The sequence below is a fragment of the Ochrobactrum sp. AP1BH01-1 genome (genome assembly GCF_018066705.1).
Taxonomy (GTDB): domain Bacteria; phylum Pseudomonadota; class Alphaproteobacteria; order Rhizobiales; family Rhizobiaceae; genus Brucella.
In genome coordinates this window covers 858907-879054 of record NZ_JAGPOU010000001.1, presented here as the reverse complement: position 1 = coordinate 879054, position 20148 = coordinate 858907, and the positions used below count along the sequence as shown (strand labels likewise).

Genomic DNA, 20148 nt, shown 5'->3' with positions numbered 1-20148 from the left:
ATGCCAAAAATGACGAATGAAGAACTTGCCGGTATCGTCGGCGGGTTGCTGGATGACTGCGACAATTATTATGACGGTCATATCAAGCCCGACTTGCAGCGAGCGCAGGAATACTATGATGGCGACATGAAGGACACGCCTTCTGATGAAGGGCGTTCCAAGGCCATTTCGAAAGACGTTCGTGCAACCATCAAAAAGATGCTGCCGTCTGTCTATCGTGTGTTCTTCAGTTCGGACAAGACAGTAGAATATGCCCCTGTTGCCTCAGGTGATGAGGATGGAGCAGAGCAGGCAACGGACTATGTGAATTATATTGTCCTGCCAGAAAGCGGCGGTCAGCAAGCAATCTATGACGCCATGCATGATGCACTTCTGAAGCGAAACGGAGTGCTGAAATGGTTTGTAGAAAAACAGCGCGAAACGCAAACCACGACGCATGAGGGGCTGGACGAAGAAGCAGCGTACATTCTCGTTGCTGACGACAGCCTCGAAATTGTCGGCGCGGATCAGTCTCCAGACGGGTATTACACGCTTCAGGTAAAGCGGAAGATTGAGAACAAGCGGGTGGTTCTGGAATGCGTGCCGCGCAGTGAGTTTCGCATTCATCCCGACGCCAAGTGCATTGATGACAGTCCTATCGTGGCTCATGTCACAACAAAGCGCCGTGGGGAACTGATTGAGGCAGGCTACAGCAAGACAGTCATTGAAGGGCTTTCCGCCGCTGACGGCGCTGATTTGCTCGATCTGGAAGAAGACAGCGAGAACAAGCGAGTTGTCGGCACGACTTCGCAGGGTCATCACCCGTCAATAGACGAAATTGAACTGGTCGAATGCTTTGTGCGTGTCGATTATGACGGCGATGGGATTGCAGAACTGCGCCGGGTGATAATGGCCGGTGGTCGTGGAGAAGATCACATCATTGAAAACGAACCATGGGATGACATGGTGCCGTTTGGTGATCTGGTTGCAGAGCGCGAGCCACACCAGTGGGAAGGCCGGTCGATCCCCGATGACATTGAAGAAGTTCAGCGCGTCAAGACGGTGCTACTTCGCAATACGCTGGATAACATCTATTGGCAGAACAACCTCCAGCCGATTGTTCAGAATGACAGTGTTGAAAACCCGGAAAGCGTGACCAACCCACGTTTTGGTGAGCCGATCCGGGTCAAAAGTGGCAAGAGCGTTGCGGACGCAGTAGGCTACAGCACAGTTCCATTTGTGGCGGCTCAGTCTTTCCAGATGCTGGGGTACATGGATGAGGTTGTAACCGACCGAACCGGCATTTCTGACGCGGCGAGCGGCCTTGCCCCTGATGCGTTGCAGAACACCACGGCCAAGGCCTCCGCAATGATTGAACAGTCAGGCATAGCCCAGACTGAAATGGTGGTGAATAACTTCGCCAAAGGCCTACAGCGGGTCTTCAAGGGAGTGTTGCGTCTGATTGTCCAGCATCAGGACAAGCCGCGCACAGTGCGCCTTCGCGATGAATGGGTGACATTCGATCCCAGATTTTGGGATGCGAGCATGGACGCATCCGTAAACACCGGTTTGGGTGCTGGCACGCGGGAACGGGACATGATGGCCCTTCAGATGGTTATGGGACTTCAAGAGAAGCTGCTCGCCAGTTTCGGAGCGGTCGATAATCCGTTTGTTAAGCCGATGAACCTCTGGAATGCTGTTTCTCGCATGGTTGAAGCAGCTGGTTTGAAGACAGTCAGCCTGTATTTCAACAAACCAAGCGAAGACGAAATCGCAAAACTTGAGGAAGCGGCCCGCAATCGTCCCGATCCGGAAGCAGTCAAGCACAAGAACGCTATCGAGCTCGAAGAAGCCCGGGCGAAAACTGCCGTTACTCGCGAGCAGGCACGTGTTGAGGCAAACCGCCAGATAAAGCAGGCGGAAATGATGCGCACGTCAGAGGACAATGCGCAAAAGCGGGCGGCAGACGCACAGCGCGACGAGCGGCGGGCATATCTGGAGCAGCAGAAACTTGACGGGATGCTTGCAATCGAGCGTGAAAAGATCGCCTCGCAGGAGCGTGTTGCCATGTACCGCGCTGATCTCGAAATCAAGAAATCACAAGCCTCGGCCTTCGCCTTGGCACTTGGTCAGGGGAGGGCGATCTGATGAGCACCGATAGTAACGATGCAGGCTTTCTCATTGAGCACCCGCTGATTGTCCGGTTGTTCGATGAACTGGAGCGGGACGCAACCAACAGCGCGGTTTATGCCGCTCACAACGATCACGAAGCACGACAGGCATTTTGTGCCGAAGTGCGTGCAATCAGAGCTTTGCGCACGAAGCTAAAGGCCTTGGCCAATCAAGGCACAGCTAAACCGGCGCGCAGAGGTGCGGTGGCATAAGCCACGCACTCACCCGACAAAGGAAATACCAAAATGGACGGCGAAGACACCAACCTGCCAGCTGGCGGGAGTGATAACGCACAACCCTCAGACGCTCTCGACACGGCGCTTGAAGCCATGTTTGACAATGAAGGAGAGGCCGACGCGCCCAACTCCGGCAAGTCAGGCAAGGAACCTGCCACCGACGACGACGAGACGGGTGACGCCTTGGAAAACGGCGAAGAGACCGGGAATGAAGACGATGGAGAACACGACGAAGACGGTGACGGAGACGAACCCGATCCAGACGCGGAAACCATGGTCACGCTTGCCGATGGTACTGAAATCTCCCTCAAGGAATTGAAGGGCGGATATCTTCGGCAGGGCGATTATCAGAAGAAGACGCAGGAACTTGCCAATCAGCGCAAGGAAGCCGAAACAAAGCTTCACAATCTGGTTGAGCAGGAAACGGCGTTCTCTCGTCAACATCAGCAGTTGCAGACCACGCTCGACGGACTGGTTGACTATCTGGCAAATCGTTTGCCGGAAGAACCGTCAGCCACGCTGGCAATGACCAACCCAGCCGAATACACGCGCCAGAAGGCCATGTATGAAAGCGCGGTTGGAGAGTTGCAGACCATCCTTTCGGCCCGGAGACAGGCCGAAGTGCAAGGGGATCACTTCACCTATCAGCAGCATCAAAAGCGGCTTGCAGCCGAAAATGAAGCTCTGGAGGCGGCATTCCCTCACATCAAGAACGCTGAAAAGCGAGAAGCCTTCAACAAGGATGTTGCGGAAACCGCTGCGCAGCTCGGCTTTACAACCGAAGAACTGAACACGGTTGTGGATCATCGCATGTTGAAGCTCGCCTATTACGCAAGGATCGGTCTCAAGGCGATTGAACAGCAGAAGGCAGGCAAGAAGAAGCTGGAAAGCGCTCCGGCGCTGAAGCCAGGTAAGAACCGGCCAACTGTGAACCCGTCCGGCAAGGCGCTGCAAAATTTCAAACAATCTCGCTCCGTCGATAGCGCCAAGAAAGCGCTCGATGCATTCGACTGGAGCTAGAGCCGTTTTCCACAGGAGACAAACCAATGGCTCAAGCAGCAGGCACTACCGATACCTATGATATCAAGGGCAAGGCAGAAGACTTCCGCGACGTGATCTATACCGTCGCCAAGGAAGAATGCCCTTTCCAGAAGCTCATCGGCACGACCTATGACGTTTCGGCAACGAAACATCAGTGGCAGACCGATACGCTTCGCGCTCCGGCTTCGAACGCCAAGCCAGAAGGCAACGAAGCAACCTTCCAACCGGTCGAACCGACCAAGGAAGTGGGCAACTACTGCCAGATTTCGGACGAGACGTTTATGATTTCCGATACCGCAGAAGCGGTTAAGAAGTACGGGCGCAAGTCTGAAATCAAGCGCCAGACCGTCAAGAAAGCCAAGGAGTTGGCGCGAGACATGGAATTCTCCATGGTCGGGACCAAGCAGGCATCCTCGGCTGGCAGCAACGCAACGCCGGTTCGTCAGTCAGGTTCTCTCTGGACTTGGCTTTCCACGAATACGGATCGCGGTGCAACCGGTGCGGACGGTGGTTATGACGAAGCGACCGGCCTGACCGTTGCCCCAACTGACGGCACGCTTCGCGCCTTCGCTGAGGATCAGGTGAAGAACGTTCAGCAGTCTGCATTCGATAACGGCGCGAAGCCGACCGTCATCATGATGCATTCCTCGCTGAAAAAGACGTTCTCCAAGTTCACCGGTATTGCTGCCATTCGTGCTGATGCACCGGCAAAGCGTACAGGCGATGCACAGGCCGTCATCGTTGGCGCTGCTGACGTGTATCAGGGTGATTTCGGATATCTCTCCGCAATTGCCAATCCTTGGCAGAGTGCGCGTGATGTGGCGCTCCTCGACCCCGAAATGTGGGAAGTGGGCTTCCTTCGCGGCATCAACCAGAAGCCACTCGCAAAGACCGGTGACAATGAAAAGCGTCTGGTCAACTGCGAATGGACGCTGGTCGCCAAGAACGAAGCATCCAGCGGCGCTATCGCGGACGTTGAAGCGGCCTGATCGGGCCACTTAACGAAGAACTGAAACGGGGGCCTAGGCCTCCGTTTTTCGTTTCAACAAGGAAAAGCACCAATGAGTGACGATCAGAACCAGACAACGACTGCTCCAACGAGCACCGGCGCGGCAAACCCTGCTTCCGACAATACGAAACCCAAGGCTGAAAAGACTTTGGCCGTTCGCCTATTGCGCGGTTACTTCCCGGAAAGTGGCGTGAAGCTCAAGCCCGGTGAAGTGCACGAGTTGCCGATTTCGGTTGCGAAGAAGTTGGTCAATTCCCGCAAGGCAGAGCTGCCAGACGATGAAGCTTGATCGCCCATATCGCCACGGCGAAGTGATCGAGGATGACCCGGTGCGCGGATTTCGGCGCATCTGGTACGACATTGACGAGAACTATGGAGCGGTCAAGACAGAATACTACGCGACCGATGCGCTTCTTGATCAGAACGCGGCGGAACGTAGCGAGGGACGGAAATGGGGCGACTTCGCAAAGGTCGCGTCAATCCCCCTGAATGTCTTTTACCGTGATCTGTTGCCTGCCGTTCGTGTCGGTGATGACGATTACATTCGCCGCTATCTCCAGAACTCCGACAACGCCAAGTGGCGGACAAGAGACAAGATATGATAGCAGACTACGCTGATCTGTTGGTGACGGCTGGTGAATATGTTGGCCGCAACGACTTTGCTCATATATTCCCGCGCCTTGTTGGGCTTGCTGAAATGAAGCTCAATCGTCAGTTGCGCGTTGCCGATATGGAGCGGACAGAAGCCGTCACAGTTACGGAGGGCTCTGGGCCGTTGCCTGAAGGTTTCTTGGAAGCCCGTTCGGTGCAAACAGCGTCAGGCAGAGTTTTGCGTTCCTATTCCATTCAGGCGCTCGAAAGTGCGGCTCAGGGTTGCCCGGACGTTCCTTTTGCATTCGCTGTGCAGGGACGAAACGTGATTATCCGGCCCGTCTGGAGCGGCGTGCTGACATTCAGCTTTTACGGCAAAATTCCGGGCCTATCGCCAGCCAATCACAAGAACTGGCTGCTGGAAACCGCACCTGACATTTACCTCTACGCAGTGGTGGAAGAAATCTCAATCTGGGCAAAAGACCCACAGGGAGCAGCTGCCGCAGCGGGCATCAAAACCCAGATGCTCAGTGATTTGCGCAGTGATGATGAACGTTCCCGTTTCGGTCAAAACCGCGTGCGCATCGGTGGGGTGACGCCATGACAATTATTACGGCAATCAACGCTGTCTGCGATGTTGTTTCGCTCGACCGCTTCGACACGGTAGTGGGTAACACCGACCCGAACGCGCAGACGATGCTTGAATTCGCGCAAGAAGCCGGAGAGGAAATTGCTCGCCGGGGCGACTGGTCGAGAATGGGAAAATCAGTACCGGTTACGAATAATCCGTTTCCCTTGCCAGAAGATTTTCAGCGTTTGGCTGCTGGCGGAGCTGTTCAACTCCAGTCTGGAGATTTCGCACGCCAGATCACAAACGAAAGCGTATGGCGCGTTATTCAGAGCACGGCGTCCGAAGTGCCGTTCTTCTATCTGACTGGTGGACGGGCGAACTTTTCTCCCACTGGATCGTCGGTATTGGCCCAATTCTTCTACGTTTCCAAGAATTGGCTGAAGGACGGCAATAACGAGCGGTCGATCATCACAAAAGACGACAATGCCACCCAGTTTCCTGACCGCGTGCTCACCAAGGGCATTATCTGGCGCTGGAGGAGGCAGAAGGGTTTGAGTTTCGATGATCAGATGGCCGAATTCGAAGCCGATTTCGCCTTGGAACTGGCTGCAGATCGGGGAGACCCGCAATGACACTTCGCCCAAACCGCAAACCTTCGCCGTTAAAATCGTCTAATCCCGGCGCAAGTGCGCAGACCGGCACGCCGATCACGTTCCCCGCACCAAATGGCGGATTGGTAACGAACACTGATTTGCTTCAACCAACCGCTGGCTCTGCTTCCGTCCTGCTCAATCTTTGGCCAACTTTAAAGGGCGCGCGGGTGCGCGGCGGTTCAGTGAAACGTGCGTTGCTTGATGGTTTGGGAAATGTCCAGTCAGCTTTCAATTACCGTTTTGGCGGAGTTGATAAGCTGTTCATGGCGACCGACACGGGCATTTTTGACGTGAGCAGCCCGCCTGAGCCACCGGCACTGACGCCCGCCAGTCTTGGAGGGCAAACCTCTGGCCTTTGGACAGCGGTACAGCACACCTCGCAAGGCGCGTCGATGATGGTCTGCGTAAACGGCTCTGATCCTCGGCAGCTTTATAACGGGAACGATTGGGTTACGACCCCAGCGATTACCTTTGCTGCTGGCGACACCACAACCACAAGCCAACTGAACTATGTCTGGCTCTTCAAAAACCGGGAATTCTTCCTGAAGAACGCCAGCATGGACGCCTATTACCTTCCTCTGAATTCCTTCGGTGGAGAGGCGAAACCGTGGCCTCTTGGCGGTGTGATGAAAAAGGGCGGATCGCTATTGACGGGCTTTAGCTGGTCCATTGAAAGCGGCGACGGCCTCAACGATATGTGCGTGTTCATTTCCACGGAGGGGGAAGTGGCCGTCTATTCGGGCAGCAACCCGGAAAGTGTGGACGATTTCGCGCTGAAGGGTGTTTATCAGATCGGGAAGCCACTCGGGAAAAACGCTTGGATACGCGCCGGGGCTGATGTGTTGATTGCCACGACTGACGGCCTTATTCCCATGAGCCAGGTTTTCCAGCGCGACAGGCAGGCGTTAAGCCTTGTTTCGGTTAGTCGTGAGATTGAGGACGATTGGCGCGATGCAGCCAACGCAACCGGTACAGGTTGGACAATTACTCAATGGCCAGAACGAAATCTTGTTTTCATCACCTTTCCAGAAAATTCCGTGGTGCAAAACAGATGCTTTGTTTTGAACGTCCTGACCGGAAAGTGGGGCATAACTAGCAATTGGAACGCAAGCTGCTTCGGGACAATGCAAGGTAGCGTTTTCTTCGGCTCGACCGATGGTACGGTATGGCAAGGAGATATTACCGGGACCGATGACGGCCTGACTTTTACTGCCGTCTATCTTTCGCAGTTCCTGAACGGGGGGAACACCGGCCAGCGCAAGACCGCTTCACTTGCCCGGATACTGGTTCGCGGCAAGGCAAGGCCGAAGGTTATGCTCTTCGCCCGCGCTGATATGAATAAGTCCTTTCCGGTCAACAGTGCTGTTTCCGAAGGCAACGCCAACTCCTCGGAATGGGATGTTGGTCTATGGGATCAAGCGGTTTGGGATGGTGTGAGCGAACGGCAAGACTTCTGGTATCGCCAGAATGTCCGTGCGTCGGGGGATACCATCGCACTCGGGTGCGTGATCACTTCAGGCGGGCAATTCGCACTGGACGCTGAGTTAAGCATTGGAACTGTCCAGATTGAAGTAGGCGAGCAAAGCGCATGATTATCGTCTACGGAGGGGATGCATGCCCTGAAATCAACGAGGGCATAGCGAGCTTTGTTTCTGCCAATATCCCGGGATGTGAGCGCGGGTTTGCCAACTTTACTACAATGGGTGTTGTTGACGGAAGCCAACTCATTGCGGGGGTGGTTTATCATAACTGGTGTCCCGAAAGCGCCGTTATCGAAATGTCGGCTGCTTCAGTCAGCAAGCGTTGGCTGACACGTAAAACCCTCCATGCAATGTTCACTTATCCCTTTGAACAGATCGCCTGTCAGATGGTCGTTTTGCGGGTTTCGGAACGAAATGAACCCATGTGCAGAATTGCGAGTGCCTACGGCTTCACTTCAACCCGTGTTCCCCGGCTGCGAGGCCGGGACGAGGCGGAAATTATTTTCACACTGACGGACGACGCTTGGCGTTCGAACCGCTTCCATAAAAGGCAGGTGTAGTATGGGAAAACCCAAAGCGCCCAAGGCTCCAGACCCAAAAGAAACCGCAGCGGCCCAGACCGGCACCAATATCAGCACGGCAACGGCCAATGCATGGTTTCAGCAACCCAATCAGGTGACGCCGGACGGCTCGCTGACGCGAACTCAGACCGGTACGCAGACGATCTATGATCCCAGTTCAGGCAAGTCGTATCAAATCCCGACGTTCACCGATACCGTCACCTATTCGCCCGAGCAGCAACGTATTGCGGACGCCAACAATGCGACCAATCTGAACCTCGCTCAGCTGGCACGTGACCAGTCGGGGCGTCTTCAGGGACTGCTCGGCCAACCGATCAATCTTGACGGCCTTCCTGCCGGTGGTGATGCTTCGAAAATCACCAATCCGAACTATCAGCAGTTCGAAAGTGGCCCAGACCTTCAGACAAGTTACGTTGATGACTTTTCGACAGACAAGCAGGCCGTTCAGGATGCGATGATGGGCCGACTCCAGCCGAAAATCGATCAGGAACGCGCAGCGCTAGAGCAGAGGCTTGCCAATCAGGGCATTCAGTTGGGAACTACGGCCTATCGCGAGGCAATGCGCAATTTTGATCAGGGTGTGAACGATCAGCGCACCTCTGTGCTTCTTGCAGCTGGGCAGGAGCAGAGCCGCCTTGCTGGCCTCTCTCGCGATCAGGCTAGCTTTGGAAACTCTGCGAAACAGCAGATGTATCAGAACAAGAACACAGCAATTGGCGGAAACAATGCGCTTCAGGACCAATTGCTGAATTCGCAGCTTGCGCAGTTCAACGCGGCCAACACACAGCGTCAGCAGGCATTGAACGAGCGGTACGAAGAACGCGCTCGACCGATCAACGAAATCACCGCGCTCATGAACGGTGCACAGGTCAGCAAGCCGCAGTTCGGTGGCTCCCAGATACAGGGCATCCCCACGGTCGATTATGCCGGTCTGGTTCAGCAGAAATATGCGAACGATATGGGCGCGTATAACCAGCAGATGAGCCAGATGAACGGCTTTCTTGGTGGATTGACCAGCTTGCTAACGACACCTTTCAAGCTCTCGGACGAACGCGCCAAGAAGGATATCGAGAAGGTTGGCCGCGCAAACGGCATGAACGTTTACGAGTACCGTTACAAGGGCGAACCTGAAAGCTCTCCTAAGCGCATCGGCCTGTTGGCGCAGGAAGTCCGAAAGAAGAAGCCGGAAGCTGTTGCGAAGACGCCAAGCGGGCTTCTCGCCGTCAACTATCAATTGGCTCTTGGAGGAAAATAATGTCCCTTCCATCTTTCATTTTCGGCCAAGGCACGCCCTACAAGACGCCGGAACAGCTTCAGGAAGCTCGCCGCCGCGTGCGCGACCTCATGAGCGGCGGTCCAGAGCAGTACTCGCGGCCCGGCGGCTGGCTCTATGCCCTCAGTGATGGCTTGGGCGCGGCATTGGAGCAGCGGAAAATCAGCCAGGGCGAGCAATACGCCGACGAACAGAGACAGAAGGGCAGCGCGCTTTTCTCGCAGATGATGAACGGCTTTGGCAATGCGCCTGCTTATCCATCCTCTGTTGCTGCCGGGGCTTCACCAACGAGCGGTGTTGCAACGGGAACGGCTATAGCATCGACGCCAAAGGCGGCTGAAATCAAACAGGGCCTAGAAGCTCGCGGCCTTCCTTCACATGTTGCTGACGCCTTTGTCATGAATTTTCAGGATGAAAGCGGCCTGAACCCGGGCATTAATGAGAAAAATCCTATCGTTCCTGGCTCTCGCGGTGGGTATGGCCTTTATCAGCTGACCGGCCCGCGCCGGGTGGCCTACGAACAGTTTGCGCAGCAACGCGGTGTTGATCCATCGAATACCGATGCGCAGCTTGATTTTCTAGCTGGCGAGCTTGGACTTCCAGTTCAAGGCGTTGAAAATTTGCCATTTTTTGGGTCTGAAGGAAAGGCGGCTCGCTCTATTCTATCGGCTCCAGACACGGCAACGGCGGCGCAGGCCATCGTCAATGACTTCTTGCGTCCCGCCCCGGAACATCGAGCAGCGCGGGCGGCGAAATATGCCAAGGCTGGCGGCGTGCAAGTTGCAAGTCTTGACCCCTCTATAGGTATTACTCAGGCAGGAGGGGCAACAATTCGAGCCGGTGATTATGGCCCATCGTCGTTCGCTGGAAATGCTCCAGCCGATGGCGCGCGCGCTACATTCGGTGGGCCACAGCTGACTTATGATGATGGTGGATTGCGATTTGTCGATGAAGGTGCGCAGCGTGTCGCCGCGCAGTCTGCGCCTGCCGTGGCCCCATACGATTTTACCGGCAATCCGCAGCTTTCGGCGGCAAGTGGTATGCCGTTTCAGGGCGGTCAGCCGCAGCAAATGACTGCGCTTCCACAGCAACCGGCTTCGCAAGCGCCAGCCGGCCCATCGGCTGAACTGCTACGCCAGAATGATATGGCGTTCGGTGGCGCTCTGGCTCCGCAAGCGCAGGTTTCTCAGCAGGTTGCTGACGCCTCTGGTTATTTTCCTCCAGCGCCGTCAATGGATCGTGCACCGGTACAGCCGCAGGCCGTGCCACAGAACAATAATCGCCTGCAACTGCTTGGGGAAGTCCTGAGCAATCCGTTCGTCCCTGAGGAACAGAAACGTATTGCGCAGATGATGTTCCAGCAAGAAATGCAGCAAGGACAGGAAATGCGACAGCAGCAAGCTGCTCGCGAAAACTGGCTGTTTCAACAGCAGTATGAGGAAGCGGCGCAGGCGCGTGATCCTTTGCGGCAGGCACAACTTATCGAGGCGCAGGCGAAAGTCAAAGCGCTCCAAAACCCTGATGCTATGTTGCCGGATAGTGTTCGGGCGCTGAATATTCGTGCGCAGCAGGCCGGGTTGGTTCCGGGTACTGTGGAATATCAGCAGTTCATGATTAGCGGCGGAAAAGGGCCGCTTGTTACGGTAAATAACGGGCAAAACGGCAGCGAATTTGTGAAAAAGAGCGACGAAGCAGCTGCCAAGCGGTTTGACGATATTGTTATGGCCGGTCAGACTGCTCCTCAAACGATAGCAGATATGCAGCAATTGCTCGACCTTGGCACCCAGATAGGAACGGGCAAAGGTGCTCAGGTGTTAGCAGCTATCGGCCCCTACGCTGATGCCCTTGGTATCAAAATTGATGGGCTAAATGACATTCAGGCGTATGAGGCGATCACCTCTCGCCTTGCTCCTCAAATGCGGGCTGTTGGCTCCGGTTCGTCGTCTGATCGTGACGTGGCGATGTTCCTCCAGAGCCTGCCGAACCTCCGCAATACGCAAGGCGGCAATGAAATTATCGCCAACACGATGAAGGCCGTAGCCCAAAACAAGATCAATGCCGCTGAAATCGCCCGTCAGGCTCAGCGCGGGGATATCACTTGGCAGGATGCTGACAGGCAAATCTCCCAACTCCCAAATCCCTATGAGTTGTTCAAGCAGTTTCAATCGGAAACTCAAAAGGCAACAGGCGGCTGGAACGATGTTGGCGGCGGCGTGAAAATCAGGGTGAAACCATAATGGCAATCTTTGAAATCCAAGGCTCTGACGGCAAGACCTATGAAGTCGATGCTCCAGACCAGAATTCGGCACTCAACGCATACCGCAGTTTCTCCAGCGGTCAAGGCGGCAGTCAGTCCTTTGAAAATGACGGCACGGTTGGCCCGACGAACTGGCGAAAGGAAGTGATCGGCCATGACGGCAGCGTGAATGCTGACAATGTGATGCGAACGTTCATTACGAGCGCTCCAGTCGTTGGGCCTTTGCTGGGCAAGGCTGGCGCTGCGATTGATGCGGCACTGGATAAGACGCCTATCGGTAGCAATGTCATTCCCGGCGATACTTGGAGCGAGCGCTATGAAAACGCACTCGCCAGCCAGAAAGGCAAGGACGAGGCTTTCGGTAGGGAGCATCCTTATGTTCAAACCGGAGTGGGCATTGCCGGTGGAGTTGCTGGTACAGCACCTCTGATCATGGCTGCACCGGCTGCATTCGGTGCTGGCGGCGGTGGTTTGTTGGCGCGCTCATTGGCGTCCGGTGCGTCTGGCATGACATTGGGTACAGCGGATAGTGCTATCCGATCAGACTTTGATCCGGAAGCGATGAAGTGGGGATTTGGTGCTGGGTTGGCGTCTGGGCTCGCTGGTCCAGCGGTCGGGCAAATGGTCGGAGCCGGTGCTCGCAAGGTCGGTAACGTGCTTGCCGCACGATCCGCCGCGAAATCCGCCAACATGACACCCTCGGCGCTCTCTAAACTCAATCGTGCGATTGGCGCGGACGGTCTGGATGCAATCGGCGTTCGAACGCAATTGGCCGATTTGGGGCCTGATGCAATGCTGATGGACCTCGGCCCTAACCTCCAGCGCCAGGCCGGTGCGCTGGCAGCTACGCCGGGACGCGCTCAGGAAATCGTTCGCAATGCTATCGCGGGCCGCAACGCTGGAGCAAATCAGCGTGTTATCAGCGGGCTGGATGATGCACTTGGTCCGGTTTCCAATCCACGAGCGATTAATGACACAATCCGGGAAGGGCAACGCGCCGTTGGTCCCGCCTACGGGGAGTCCTTCAGGCAGGCACTGCCGGTTGATACGACGATACTCGCAAATGAACTGGAAGGGCAGGCATTCAAAATGCGCGGTCCAGCCCAGAAAGCCGCGAAGGAAATCCGCAGTTGGCTGAACATTCCACAGGGCGACGCGCTGGACAGCAACCCTTACACATTATTTCAAACGAGAAATGCGATTGACGGGCGTCTTGCGACCGAAACCAACCCGCAGGCTATTCAGGTCTATACAAATGCGCGGAAGCAGATTGATGATACGCTTGCCCGCAACGTTCCCGGTATCAAAATGGCGGATGCCCAGTTTCAGGAACTCGCTCGCCAGAATGAAGGTCTTCGCATGGGCGTAAAGGCGCTCGATAGTGGCCGCGAAGCCTTGCGACCCGACGAATTGCGGCAGGCGATAGTCGAGGGTGTCAATCCTGAAGGATTGATGGTCGGCCCCTCGGCGCAAACTTTCCGCATGAAGCAGGCGGCACGCGCAGATATTGATCGGCAGGTAGGAACGAAAGCCAATGACGTTGTTGCGTTGAAAAACGTCCTGAAGGGAGAGGGCGACTGGAACCGGGATCGCATCGGTATGCTGTTCGGGCCGGATCGTGCTGAGCGGGCATTGAACCTGCTCGACCGGGAAGCGCGTTTTGCAGATACAAGCCAGATTGTTACCCGCAACAGTGAGACAGCTGCTCGAAATGCTGCCATGCAAGAACTTGGCGCGGAAGCTGCACCGAAATTTGGAATGAGAGAAGCGACTATGGCTGGGGGTACGATGGGCGCGGCGCGGTCAGCGGCAGTTCGGGCCGTCGAAAAGGTAGCGGGTAGCATTTTGAAAAACAGCCGAGGCGCGAACAACGCCAGCTTGGCCGAAGCAATTGCAGGAAATCGTGAGGCAGTTGTAGACGCCATTATGAGGCTTCAGGCCCGTCAAGGGCAGCTACCGGCGTCAAAGATCGATAATGTCGCGCGAATGCTTCTTCTCAGTTCCGGATTGAACGCTGCCCGTATTTCTTCCGGTTTCTAACTTCTGGATAAGAAAAACCAGACCAAGCGTGAAAATTACGCCAACTCCAAAGCCGACTGGGAAATCTCCGGAAAACCAGTTCTGCAACGACAAAAAACCCTGATGGATTGCAACCATCAAGGCGATGAAAATAACGACACAGGCGATTTGGGCGATACGGCTCATGGCGGCCACCATGCCTCAACATTGAAGAAAAGGGAAGTATCCATGTCAGACAGTGAAGCGAGAAAGATTGAGGCGAGCGCAACAGAAAAAGCTTGCCGCGAGCCACGCATTAAAAAAGAGGATCTGGAAATGTCTGAACGTGAACTTCGTCTCGAATGCCTCCGCCTTGCCCTCAAAGATTTCCAAGGAAGTCCCGAGAAGGTGGTTGAACGGGCGGAGGCATTCTCGCTGTACATAGTGACCGGAGCCAAACCGGAAGAGTTTCCTAAAGAGCCGGTAGGTTAATGCTAAAGATTTTTAGTGAGCCAAGCAGTAACTTTATCTCCGTAACCGTTTGACCAAGTGCAGTCACTGGTTAATTCTCCAACAAACAATCGGTCGTTGTCATCAAGACATGGTTGCAGTTTGTTGTAGATTTTCTCGGATGTGTCAGAAGTTACGACTATCCAAACAGACTTCTGCATGTGCCAGTGAGTTCCGTACGATTTTATCTTCTCGATAATGCAGTCGTAGTTCTGGCCCTGCTCTTTAAGATCGTACGCTACAACGTATGCACTCATTTTAGCCTCCCCAAAAAGTTGCGGTGCTAGAGAAGCTGAGTCGCTACTTAAAGTCGAGATTGTCAGCCGTCCATTTTGGGCGGCTTTTTCTATGGAGAATGCCATGCCAAGAACAGATGGCGTCTATACCCCGCCAGCCGGGACCAAAGGTGTGCCGGACACGACTATCCGCAGTGCGCCGTACAATGCACTGGTCGATGATCTTACAGCAGACGCGAATAATGCTCGACCAATCACCGCTGGCGGAACAGGTGCAACAAACGCGACAGACGCACGCGAAAATCTAGGCGCTATTGCCAGCGCTGATATTCTCGCTTCACCATTGAAAGACGCCCCTGTTGATGCTGACGGTTTAGTTGTGACCGATAGCGAAGATGAGGGTAATCTAAAGCGGGTGCTTTGGTCAAAGGTCAAAGCCTTGATTAATTTGACCAGTGTTGGGGCGACAGTCGCCGCCGCAAACGGTAAAGCCACGCCCGCAGATGGTGATTTTGTTGCGGGTGTCGAGGCTGGCGGTTCGACCATGTATAAAATTACATGGGGGAACATAAAAACGTGGATCAAAAGCTGGATCGTCAAGGCAGACGTTGGACTTGGTAATGTTGACAACACGTCTGACGCCAATAAGCCTATCAGCACAGCCACGCAGAATGCATTGGACGGAAAGCTTAATCTCAGTGGCGGCGTATTAACTGGCGCATTAAGAACTATCTCTACTTTCGAAGTCCGCGCAGTAATACCGAAAATTTACATGATTTCTCCGGGGGCTGTTATCGGCTATCGGATGGAAGCAAACATTTCTGACACGGTTGATGGCGGGTGGCGCGTTGCTAATGGCTATTCTGGCAGTGCAATACTGGAGGCATTCAGCTCTGGAAAAGTTAATATCCCCGGCTGGCTTGAGGTCAGCGGCATGGGCAATGTCAAGACTTACGTAGACAGCCAATCTTACGCCAGAACAAAAGACTACATGCTTGCGGAAACACTGCCTGTTGGCGGGTACGCATTCGCAAAGAAAATTCTACAAGGGACCATTCAGCCGTACAGCACTGTCGCGGGGTCCGATCTGGATTTGGCGGGAACTACTGCCAATAGTGGCGGTATTGGCTTCGGGACGTGGCAGGTGGTCGGGGCGACCCTTAGCCCAGGAAACGCTACTTTGGTGAAAAGGATCGCGTGATGATTATCGAAAACGTCATTGAACTGAAGTGGCTGGATGCGGAACACACCATTCTTGGCGGGGTAGTCGTAACTTCAGATTTGGGAACGATACCGGTTTGCATCCGTGACAACTACGATACCCCAGAAGGGCGGAAACTGTGGGATGATGCGTTAAGCGGCAATTATGGCCCCATTCTAGAGTATTCAAAACCTGACCCGGGGCCAGAGCCCGCTCCCGACGAAATCAGCCGACGCCAGTTCTTCCAATATCTGGCCGTTATCGGGATCATCAGCAAGGAAGAAGCTCTTGCGGCAATGCAGGGCGGGGTTATCCCGGCACCATTGCAAGCCATCATCGATCAGCTTCCAACGGAAGACGACAAGTTCAACGCTCAGATGTTCGTTGTCGGCGCTCAGAACTTCAATCGCTTGCACTGGCTGACGGACGTGGTTCGACAGGCGATGAATTGGACGCTGGAGCAGCGGGACGACTTCTGGCGCGAGGCCGCGAAGCTCTGACATTTCGCAAAATCCTACGATATCCGCCGCCCTCGAGGCGGTTTTTTTGTGCCTGAAAGGTAAAACCAATGAATATGACCGCTGGCGATACCCGCCTCTTGATTGAGTTGGGGCGAGAGCGTGGACTATTGCGAAACCAACTCGCCTACGTCCTTGCGACGGTTCGACATGAGACGGGCGGGAAAATGAAGCCCGTCCGCGAAAACATGAACTATCGGGCCGAACGCATCCTTGAGGTGTTCGGAGCCAAGCATTCCGCGAAGGTCACGAAGGCTGAAGCGCAGACGCTGGCCGGAAATCCTCAAGCCTTGGCTGAACGTGTATACGGCCTCGGCAACCCGAAGAAGGCCGCTGAGCTTGGCAATACGCAGAAAGGCGACGGCTATAAATATCGTGGCGGCGGGTATGAGCAGCGTACAGGGCGCAAGAACTTCCGCCGCGTGGGTCTGGAAAGCAATCCGGACAAGATTGTAGATCCCGCTGAAGCCGCCCACGCTGTCATCAAAGACATGGTTGAGGGCAACTATACCGGTGCGAAACTATCGGACTTCATCACTCTCCAGAAATCAGATTTCACCAATGCGCGCCGGGTCATCAATGGCTTGGATAGCGCGGCGTTGATCGCCGGGTATGCCCGGGATTATGACGATGCCTTGCGAGCCGAAGGGTATGGTGTCGGCAATGCATCGCCCTCAGAGGGTCCAAGTAAGCCCCCGGAAGCCCCAAGTTCTCCTCCGACCTGTGATCCAGCGCCGCAACCCAGCGGACTCGCCGCGCTGGTTGTGAAGCTAATCGCTGCAATTGCGGCCGTATTCAAAGGGAAACCCCGTGAGCAAGTATAACAAGTTTCTCGCCGCTGTTGTCATGGCAATCCTGGCTTTCATTCGCTCGTACTTCGGCATCGATCTGGGAGTTGACGACGCGACCGCAAACGCCATCGTTGCCGCGTTTACTGCGCTGCTAGTCTGGCTGATCCCAAACAAAGCACCCGCCAAGAAGGAGCAGCGCAATGGTTGAGCTCATCCTATCGCTGGTCGGCGGCGCTCCTGCCTGGCTGATTTATGTCATCGCCGGAGCGTTCGGCGTTCTTGGCGTTTATTTCAAAGGTCGAAGCGACGGCAAAGGCGTGGAGAAATCCCGCCAGACCGAAGCAAACACCTCAGCTAAGAGCTTTGCCGATGAGATTGACGCTGCTGTGGCTGGTCGCGAGCCTCAGACAAACCGGGAAAGGCTGTCGAAATGGTCAAGGTAATTGCTCTGGCCGCTCTCTGCGCACTCTCGGCCTGTGCCAGCCCGCAAGGCTCATTCTGTCTGGTCGCGAGTCCTTTGCGGCCATCCCCTGCCGCATTGGCGGCTATGACTGATCGAGAGGTATCCGCGATGCTGGCTCATAATGAAAAAGGCGCAAAAATGTGCGGGTGGAAGGCATGACGCCAATGGACACAGAAGCACCTACCGTCAACCGCATGAACGAGCTTCCAGACCGGACAAAAGAATTTCTGTCCAAACTGGACGAAGACGATATCGATACGCTCGAAGATGCGATGAAGTTCTATGCAACTGTGCGCACAATGGGGCATGTCGTGAAATGGATGGCGATTACTGTCCTAGCAATCATTGTTGGTTTTGCCTCGTTATATGAAAACAGTCTCAAAATCTGGGGGTGGCTTTTCCACAGATGACGCCAACGATTTCACTCATTCGCGGCCTTCACCCTATTCGTGAGGGCCGCAATATTTTCGTTGAGGTGGAAGGGCAACGGGTCGAGCTTTCTCCGATGCAAGCAAGCCTCATCGCGCAAGCTTGGTGCGCAGCGGTGGGAGGGGCGTTTGTTGCTTCATCGGTCGAGGCCGAACGCCTTTGCAATGATCCCCGCAATCACGACAGCGGGCAACAGAATGAAGGTGATCCGTAAAATTAGATCGGCGCGCTTATTCATCGTGAGAACGTAAACGGATTGGGGGGGGGCGAAAAGATAGGTTTGCGCAATATGGGAACACTTTTCAGTGTGGTTCCATAATGGTTCCGCGAAAATGGCATTCCGCATATGCGCTTGCCCTAATGTCATTAAATGCTTGGATTTTAAGGAGTTTTTGGTGCCGCTTGCGTGACTCGAACACGCGACCCCATCATTACGAATGATGTGCTCTACCAACTGAGCTAAAGCGGCCCGGAACGTTGCGTTCCAATTTCCCGAAGGAAGCCAACCGTTTCCGGCTGGACGGTGCGCTGATAACCAAAAGCAGGGAGGAAAGCAAGGCCCAAATCAAACAATCTCTATGTTTGTTCAAAAGCTTTTACAGCACGGACATCACAGGCATCCGGCAATGTGGAAACAAGGCCATTCTGACAGATGCAAACGGCATTGCATTGTGAATGTGAACGGTAAGGGTCCCGCGCCAGCCGTCTCGCCAGCGCGGTACCGAAATAAGCCGGGAATCATGTACCCTCGCAGAGACGCTGGCGCGCTTCCTTATATTCCCGCTCAAGGCGATCGATCAGTTTTCCGGCAGGTGCAACTTCATGGATCGCGCCGATGCCCTGGCCGCAGCCCCAGATATCTTTCCAGGCCTTGGCGCCTTCGTGTTGCGCCGTCTCGAAATCCATCTTGGAAGGATCGGCTTCCGGAAGGTTATCGGGGTCCATGCCCGAATTGGCGATGGACGGCTTCAGGTAATTGCCCGCAATGCCGGTGAAGTAGTTTGAATAGACGATGTCGGATGAAGTCGAATCGACGATCATCTGCTTATATGCATCCGTTGCACGCGCCTCCGTCGTGGCAATGAAGGGCGAGCCGATATAGGCGAGGTCGGCGCCCATGGCCTGCGCGGCCAGGATCGAGCCGCCATTGGCGATGGCGCCTGAAAGGAGCAGGGGGCCGTCGAACCAGGAGCGGATTTCCTGCACGAGCGCGAAGGGCGACAGCGAACCCGCATGGCCGCCCGCTCCCGCCGCCACCGCGATGAGGCCATCCGCACCCTTGCGGATCGCCGAATTGGCGTGACGGTTGTTGATGACGTCATGAAGGACGATGCCGCCATAGGAATGGATTGCCGCATTCACCTCCGGCACGGCACCGAGCGAGGAGATGACGATCGGCACCTTGTACTTCACGCAAAGGCCGAGATCGTGCTCAAGGCGCTTGTTGGAACGGTGCACGATCTGATTGACGGCAAAAGGTGCCGATGGCTGGTCCGGATTGGCATTGTCGTAAGCGGCAAGCCCTTCGGTGATCTCCGCCAGCCACTCGTCGAGCTGCGCTTCAGGACGGGCATTGAGCGCGGGAAACGAACCGACGACGCCTGCCTTGCACTGCGCCATAACCAGAGCCGGATGCGAAATGATGAATAGGGGAGCGCCCACCACCGGGATGCGCAATCTGCTTTTCAGAATATCCGGCAAGGCCATCTTCAATCGTCCTCCATGATTGACGTTTCCGTAAACGTAATAGTTCTAGCATCTCCATGCCCAACGGCAATATCAAAAGCGTGCGAACCGGTCTGTCGTCGTCAGTCATCTTTCGGACATTGCAATAGAACATGCCGAACCGGGTCTATATGGGATTCCCTCTTTATGGCGCCACCTCCAAAAGGAATCGCCGCTATAGTTGAGGATGTTTCGCGCACCTGCAATGGGTGCAGTTTGGTATTGCAGAACTATACGGATGGGGGAAAACCGCATTCAGAGTTAATATTTGGTGTCTCTGTTAAGCTTATCGGCTAGTCAAAGCGGGTGATGAACAGGTAAATGCCTTGATTCAGACGTTAATTTCGCTGAGGCTTATGAAATCGTCTGCATCGGGAACCGCCAGCTCCTGTTGAGGGCGTGATGAAACGGCGGGAAAAACGAACAAGGGAAG

The 20148-nt window shown here is 54.9% G+C and carries 22 protein-coding genes and 1 tRNA gene; 21 read left to right on the top strand and 2 right to left on the bottom strand.

Features of this window, described 5'->3' with window-relative positions:
* The 21 genes from J9800_RS04100 to J9800_RS03995 all read left to right on the top strand — a co-directional run bounded on the left by J9800_RS04100 (window position 1) and on the right by J9800_RS03995 (window position 18204).
* A complete protein-coding gene (locus J9800_RS04100; protein WP_210845572.1) occupies window positions 1–2127 on the top strand; it encodes a portal protein in 2127 nt (708 codons plus the stop codon).
* The gene (locus J9800_RS04095; RefSeq protein ID WP_210845570.1) at window positions 2127–2363 is read left to right on the top strand and encodes a hypothetical protein; all 237 of its coding nucleotides are present in this window, start codon (window positions 2127–2129) and stop codon (window positions 2361–2363) included. The genes J9800_RS04100 and J9800_RS04095 overlap by 1 nt, the downstream gene beginning before the upstream one ends.
* 33 nt (window positions 2364–2396) lie before the next feature.
* Entirely contained in the window at window positions 2397–3407 is a 1011-nt protein-coding gene (locus J9800_RS04090; RefSeq protein WP_210845568.1) for a hypothetical protein, read from the top strand.
* Between the two features lie 26 nt (window positions 3408–3433).
* Entirely contained in the window at window positions 3434–4417 is a 984-nt protein-coding gene (locus J9800_RS04085) for a DUF5309 domain-containing protein (protein WP_210845566.1), read from the top strand.
* 72 nt (window positions 4418–4489) lie between these two features.
* Window positions 4490–4726: a hypothetical protein gene (locus J9800_RS04080; RefSeq protein WP_210845564.1), complete on the top strand. Its 237-nt coding sequence runs from the start codon at window positions 4490–4492 to the stop codon at window positions 4724–4726.
* Window positions 4716–5039, top strand: a complete 324-nt coding sequence (locus J9800_RS04075) for a hypothetical protein (RefSeq protein ID WP_210845562.1) — start codon at window positions 4716–4718, stop codon at window positions 5037–5039. The genes J9800_RS04080 and J9800_RS04075 overlap by 11 nt, the downstream gene beginning before the upstream one ends.
* Window positions 5015–5632, top strand: a complete 618-nt coding sequence (locus tag J9800_RS04070; protein ID WP_353618722.1) for a phage adaptor protein — start codon at window positions 5015–5017, stop codon at window positions 5630–5632. Before J9800_RS04075 ends, J9800_RS04070 begins: the two co-directional genes overlap by 25 nt.
* Window positions 5629–6231, top strand: coding sequence for a phage adaptor protein (locus tag J9800_RS04065; protein ID WP_210845561.1), 603 nt, complete (start codon window positions 5629–5631; stop codon window positions 6229–6231). The genes J9800_RS04070 and J9800_RS04065 overlap by 4 nt, the downstream gene beginning before the upstream one ends.
* A complete protein-coding gene (locus J9800_RS04060) occupies window positions 6228–7844 on the top strand; it encodes a hypothetical protein (RefSeq protein WP_286191490.1) in 1617 nt (538 codons plus the stop codon). Before J9800_RS04065 ends, J9800_RS04060 begins: the two co-directional genes overlap by 4 nt.
* A complete protein-coding gene (locus tag J9800_RS04055) occupies window positions 7841–8293 on the top strand; it encodes a GNAT family protein (protein ID WP_210845559.1) in 453 nt (150 codons plus the stop codon). The genes J9800_RS04060 and J9800_RS04055 overlap by 4 nt, the downstream gene beginning before the upstream one ends.
* 1 nt (window position 8294) lies before the next feature.
* Entirely contained in the window at window positions 8295–9569 is a 1275-nt protein-coding gene (locus tag J9800_RS04050; RefSeq protein WP_210845557.1) for a tail fiber domain-containing protein, read from the top strand.
* A gap of 77 nt (window positions 9570–9646) precedes the next feature.
* Window positions 9647–11824: a phage tail tip lysozyme gene (locus J9800_RS04045; RefSeq protein ID WP_210845555.1), complete on the top strand. Its 2178-nt coding sequence runs from the start codon at window positions 9647–9649 to the stop codon at window positions 11822–11824.
* Window positions 11824–13884 carry a hypothetical protein gene (locus J9800_RS04040; protein ID WP_502710099.1) on the top strand — a complete coding sequence of 687 codons (2061 nt, stop codon included), beginning with the start codon at window positions 11824–11826 and terminating at the stop codon, window positions 13882–13884. Before J9800_RS04045 ends, J9800_RS04040 begins: the two co-directional genes overlap by 1 nt.
* A 102-nt stretch (window positions 13885–13986) precedes the next feature.
* Window positions 13987–14334: a hypothetical protein gene (locus J9800_RS04035; RefSeq protein ID WP_210845553.1), complete on the top strand. Its 348-nt coding sequence runs from the start codon at window positions 13987–13989 to the stop codon at window positions 14332–14334.
* 378 nt (window positions 14335–14712) lie between these two features.
* Window positions 14713–15789 (top strand): hypothetical protein, encoded by a 1077-nt coding sequence (locus J9800_RS22010; RefSeq protein ID WP_286191488.1) that lies wholly within the window; start codon window positions 14713–14715, stop codon window positions 15787–15789.
* Complete coding sequence (locus J9800_RS04020; protein ID WP_210845543.1) at window positions 15789–16289, top strand: hypothetical protein; 501 nt, start codon at window positions 15789–15791, stop codon at window positions 16287–16289. The genes J9800_RS22010 and J9800_RS04020 overlap by 1 nt, the downstream gene beginning before the upstream one ends.
* A 68-nt stretch (window positions 16290–16357) precedes the next feature.
* A complete protein-coding gene (locus J9800_RS04015) occupies window positions 16358–17131 on the top strand; it encodes a hypothetical protein (protein ID WP_210845542.1) in 774 nt (257 codons plus the stop codon).
* A complete protein-coding gene (locus tag J9800_RS04010) occupies window positions 17118–17306 on the top strand; it encodes a hypothetical protein (RefSeq protein ID WP_210845540.1) in 189 nt (62 codons plus the stop codon). The genes J9800_RS04015 and J9800_RS04010 overlap by 14 nt, the downstream gene beginning before the upstream one ends.
* Window positions 17299–17541 (top strand): hypothetical protein, encoded by a 243-nt coding sequence (locus tag J9800_RS04005; protein WP_210845538.1) that lies wholly within the window; start codon window positions 17299–17301, stop codon window positions 17539–17541. The genes J9800_RS04010 and J9800_RS04005 overlap by 8 nt, the downstream gene beginning before the upstream one ends.
* A gap of 184 nt (window positions 17542–17725) precedes the next feature.
* On the top strand, window positions 17726–17971 hold the full coding sequence (locus tag J9800_RS04000) for a hypothetical protein (protein WP_286191485.1): 246 nt from the start codon (window positions 17726–17728) through the stop codon (window positions 17969–17971).
* Complete coding sequence (locus J9800_RS03995; RefSeq protein WP_210845536.1) at window positions 17968–18204, top strand: hypothetical protein; 237 nt, start codon at window positions 17968–17970, stop codon at window positions 18202–18204. The genes J9800_RS04000 and J9800_RS03995 overlap by 4 nt, the downstream gene beginning before the upstream one ends.
* A gap of 179 nt (window positions 18205–18383) precedes the next feature.
* Here the strand turns inward: J9800_RS03995 and J9800_RS03990 are convergent.
* Window positions 18384–18459: transfer RNA gene (locus J9800_RS03990), tRNA-Thr, on the bottom strand.
* 269 nt (window positions 18460–18728) lie between these two features.
* Window positions 18729–19697, bottom strand: coding sequence for an NAD(P)H-dependent flavin oxidoreductase (locus tag J9800_RS03985; protein WP_114214666.1), 969 nt, complete (start codon window positions 19695–19697; stop codon window positions 18729–18731).
* Between the last annotated feature and the right edge of the window lie 451 nt (window positions 19698–20148).